Raw genomic sequence first — 3,536 nt, 5'->3', positions numbered from 1 at the left:
GGGGGGGGGCGCGGGGGGCCCCCCCCCCCGGTGGGGGGGGGGGGGGGGGGGGGGCCCGGCTCCGCGCAGCGGCCGGGCCCGGGCCCGGAACCCGCGCCTCAAACGCCGGCGAGGCTGGATGGGCGGGTTGCCGCCCGGCCGGACGCAAAGGGTGGGCGGGGCGCAGGTTTCGGGGCGCCGCCCCGGACCCCGCGCCTCAAACGCCGGCGGGGCTGGATTTGCCACTGCACCGGGGGCGGGAGGTGTTCCGGGCGGAGCGGGAGTGGCAAGCGGTGGGCCACGCCCAGGTTTCGGGGCTCCGCCCGGGACCCCGCGCCTCAAACGCCGGCGGGGCGGCGGGTGGGGCGGGCTAGGGGCGGGTCAGGGTGAGGGTGCCGTTGGCGGTGAGGGCGAGGCCGGCGGCGGTCCAGCCGGGGGAGCGGTGGGCGGCGGCCCAGAGGAGGAGGGGGACGCCCACGGCCAGTTGGGCGGTGCCCAGGGCCCGGGGGCCCCGGCGGACCGCCTGCCGCCAGCCCGGCCACTCCACCGAACCGCCCCCCGGCACCCCCCGTACCGCCGCCCGCAGCCCTGCTCCCGGCCGCCCCGGCGCGACCCCCGCCGGCAGGTCCAGGCCGGCCCGGGAGAGCACCGCCAGCAGCCCCAGCAGCCGGGCCCGGCCGTCCGCCGCCGGGTCGGCGCGGGTGAGGTCTTCGAGGGCCGCCACGTCCAGCACCGGGTCCAGCCCGAACCGCGCCCCCAGGCTCCGCATGACGTCCGGATCGCCGCTCGGCGTCCCGTCCGCGGCCCACCCGTACGACAGGGGTCGCCGCAGGCCCGCGGCGACCGCGAAGCCGGTCCGCTCGGTGTCCCACCACAGGCCGAGCACCGGCCGGCCGGTGCCCACCGCGACCGCCGTGGTCCAGCCCGTCAGGACGTCCTCGACGGAGTCCGAGCCCGCCCCCCACGGGGTGCCCTCCGGCGCCAGCAGGGACCAGTGCGCCCCCGCCGGGGCCAGCAGCAGCCGCTCGCGCAGCAGGTGGGCGGCGGGCCGTACGGCGGCGGGTTCGGCGTGGCAGAGCAGCAGCCCGCCCGCCGTCGTCAGGGAGTTCGGCATGCCCACACGCTAAGGCAAGTCCCGCAAAACGCCCTATTCGGCAACAAAGGGCTGCCCGCTCGCGTCCTTGACATCCCCCAGCCGCGATATATCGTGAATGACGAGAGACGCGATATGTTGCGTCGAACCGCCACCGGCGCACGCCCGACCGGGCTGCCCGGCGATCCCGACGAGGAGGAGCAGCACGATGACCCAGTCGACGTGGACGGTCGCCGACGCACAGAAGCTCGCCTTCGACGCGCCCGTGACCGACGTCCGGGTCCGCGTCGTCAACGGCGCGGTGAACGTCGTCGGCACGGACGAGGAAGGCCCGGCCCGGCTCGAGGTCGGCCGCCTCGAAGGACCCCCGCTGATCGTGACCCACGAGGACGGCGTCCTGACCATCGCCTACGAGGACCTGACCTGGAAGGCGTTCCTCAAGAGCCCGCGCCTGGACCGCAAGGCCTGGCAGCGCACCGCCGAGGTGACCCTGACCGTGCCCGCCGGCGCCCGCGTGGAGCTGGGCGCGGTCGGCGCGACCGCGGTCGTCTCCGGCGTCCGCGGCGGCACCGAGGTCCGGGGCGTCTCCGGTGACAGCACCCTCGTCGGCCTGGCCGGCCCGGTCCGCGCCGACACCGTCTCGGGCAACGTCGAAGCCCAGTCCGTCAGCGGCGAGCTGCGCTTCCACTCCGTCTCCGGCGACCTGACCGTGGTCGACGGCACCGGCGGCACCGTGCGCGCCGATTCGGTCAGCGGCGACATGGTCCTCGACCTCGGCCCGGACCCGGCCGGGGGCCCCTCCGAGATCACCCTGACCTCGGTCTCCGGCGAGGTGGCGATCCGGCTGCCGCACCCCGCCGACACCCGCGTGGAGGCCAACACCGCCAGCGGGTCCGTCCGTACGGCCTTCGAGGACCTGCGGGTCACCGGCCAGTGGGGCGCCAAGCGGATGACCGGCACGCTCGGATCGGGCAACGGCACGCTCAAGGCCTCCACCGTCTCGGGGTCGATCGCGCTGCTGCGCCGGCCGGCCGCGGCCGCGGACCCCTTCGAGGCCGCGGGCACCGCCGAGCCGGACGCCCCCGCCGCCCCGCCCTCCCTCGACAAGAAGGTGCTCTGACATGCCGCCCGTCTTCGCCCACGGCCGTCTGCGCCTCTACCTGCTCAAGCTGCTCGACGAGGCCCCCCGGCACGGCTACGAGGTCATCCGCCTCCTGGAGGAGCGCTTCCAGGGCCTGTACGCCCCCTCCGCCGGCACGGTCTACCCGCGGCTGGCCAAGCTCGAGGCCGAGGGCCTGGTCACGCACGCCACCGAAGGCGGCCGGAAGGTCTACTCGATCACCGACGCCGGGCGCACGGAGCTGGCCGGCCGGGGTGGCGAACTGGCCGACCTGGAGCTGGAGATCCGGGAGTCGGTCTCCGAACTGGCCGCGGAGATACGCGATGACGTCCGCGGTGCGGCCGGCGACCTGCGGCGCGAGATGCGGGCCGCGGCGGCGGCCTCCGAGCACCGGCGCGAGGAGGGCTTCAGCGACAGCGAGGCCTGGCGGCACGCCAAGGAGGAGCTGCGGCGGGCCCGCCAGGAGTGGAAGGAGCAGGCCCGCCGGGCCAAGGACGAGAGCCGGCGGGCCCGTGAGGAGGCCCAGCAGGCGCGGCGCCAGGCCAAGGAGGCGCAGGAGCGGGCCCGGGAGGACGTCCAGCGGATGGCGCGGGCGATCCAGGACCAGTTCACCGCATCGGGTGTGCGGGAGGGGTTCACGGAGCTGACCGCGCAGCTCGGCGACTTGGCGCGGGGCGCCACCAACGCCTTCCTCAAGCCCGACCCCACGTCCGCCCCCGACGCGGCCTGGCCCGCGGACCCGTCCGCCCCCACGGGGGCCCCGTCGGCCTCCGCTGCGGGCCGGTCCGCGGACGCGTCGGCCTCCGCCGGGGCCCGGTCCGCGGATGCGTCGGCCTCCGCTGCCGGTGCCGCGTGGGCGCAGGACAGCCCCGGGACCGGGGATCCGGCCCGGGATCTGGACCGGCTGCTGGACCGGTTCCGGGACGAGGTCCGGGATGCGGCGCGGGACCGAGGGGTGAGCGCCGAGCAGTTCGCGGCGGCCCGGCGGCACCTGGCCGACACCGCCGCCGCCCTCACGGCCCTCCTCCGCCCCTGACCCCCGTCCGGCCCGGTGGCGTTGCCCCACCCACCCAGCCGCGCTGGGGCCCCGGGCCTCCCAGCCCTGCTGGGGGCACCTCCCAGCGGTAGCTGGGGGAGTTTGAGGCGACCGTCGCGCAGCGGGGTTCGGGGCGGAGCCCCGCTGTACCCCCTGCCAGCCCCGCTGGCGTTTGAGGCGACCGTCGCGCAGCGGCGGTGCGGGGGATCCGGGGGCGGCCGCCCACCGGTTTCGGGAAGGGGCGGGGAGGGGACGGCTCCGCGCAGCGGCCGGGCGCGGGCCCGGACCCCGGGGCGGCCACGCCCGCC

At 77.5% G+C, this 3,536-nt stretch carries 3 protein-coding genes; 2 read left to right on the top strand and 1 reads right to left on the bottom strand.

The window, feature by feature from the left end:
- Nucleotides 1-349: 349 nt before the first annotated feature.
- Complete coding sequence (locus AB0O40_RS37690) at nucleotides 350-1,093, bottom strand: hypothetical protein (protein ID WP_365050847.1); 744 nt, start codon at nucleotides 1,091-1,093, stop codon at nucleotides 350-352.
- Between the two features lie 187 nt (nucleotides 1,094-1,280).
- On the opposite strand from AB0O40_RS37690, the gene AB0O40_RS37685 reads away from it, so the two are divergent.
- Entirely contained in the window at nucleotides 1,281-2,192 is a 912-nt protein-coding gene (locus tag AB0O40_RS37685) for a DUF4097 family beta strand repeat-containing protein (protein WP_365050845.1), read from the top strand.
- Nucleotide 2,193: 1 nt separating this feature from the next.
- The gene (locus tag AB0O40_RS37680; protein WP_365050842.1) at nucleotides 2,194-3,228 is read left to right on the top strand and encodes a helix-turn-helix transcriptional regulator; all 1,035 of its coding nucleotides are present in this window, start codon (nucleotides 2,194-2,196) and stop codon (nucleotides 3,226-3,228) included.
- Nucleotides 3,229-3,536: the final 308 nt, after the last annotated feature.

The organism is Streptomyces sp. NPDC089919 (assembly GCF_040684615.1).
GTDB lineage: Bacteria > Actinomycetota > Actinomycetes > Streptomycetales > Streptomycetaceae > Streptomyces.
This window is presented reverse-complemented; position numbering and strand designations above follow the sequence as displayed.

Bases quoted from the DNA above. Each gene is read 5' to 3' on its own strand.
- AB0O40_RS37690 (WP_365050847.1), bottom strand. From the start codon at position 1,093: ATGCCGAACTCCCTGACGACGGCGGGCGGGCTGCTGCTCTGCCACGCC.
- AB0O40_RS37685 (WP_365050845.1), top strand. From the start codon at position 1,281: ATGACCCAGTCGACGTGGACGGTCGCCGACGCACAGAAGCTCGCCTTC.
- AB0O40_RS37680 (WP_365050842.1), top strand. From the start codon at position 2,194: ATGCCGCCCGTCTTCGCCCACGGCCGTCTGCGCCTCTACCTGCTCAAG.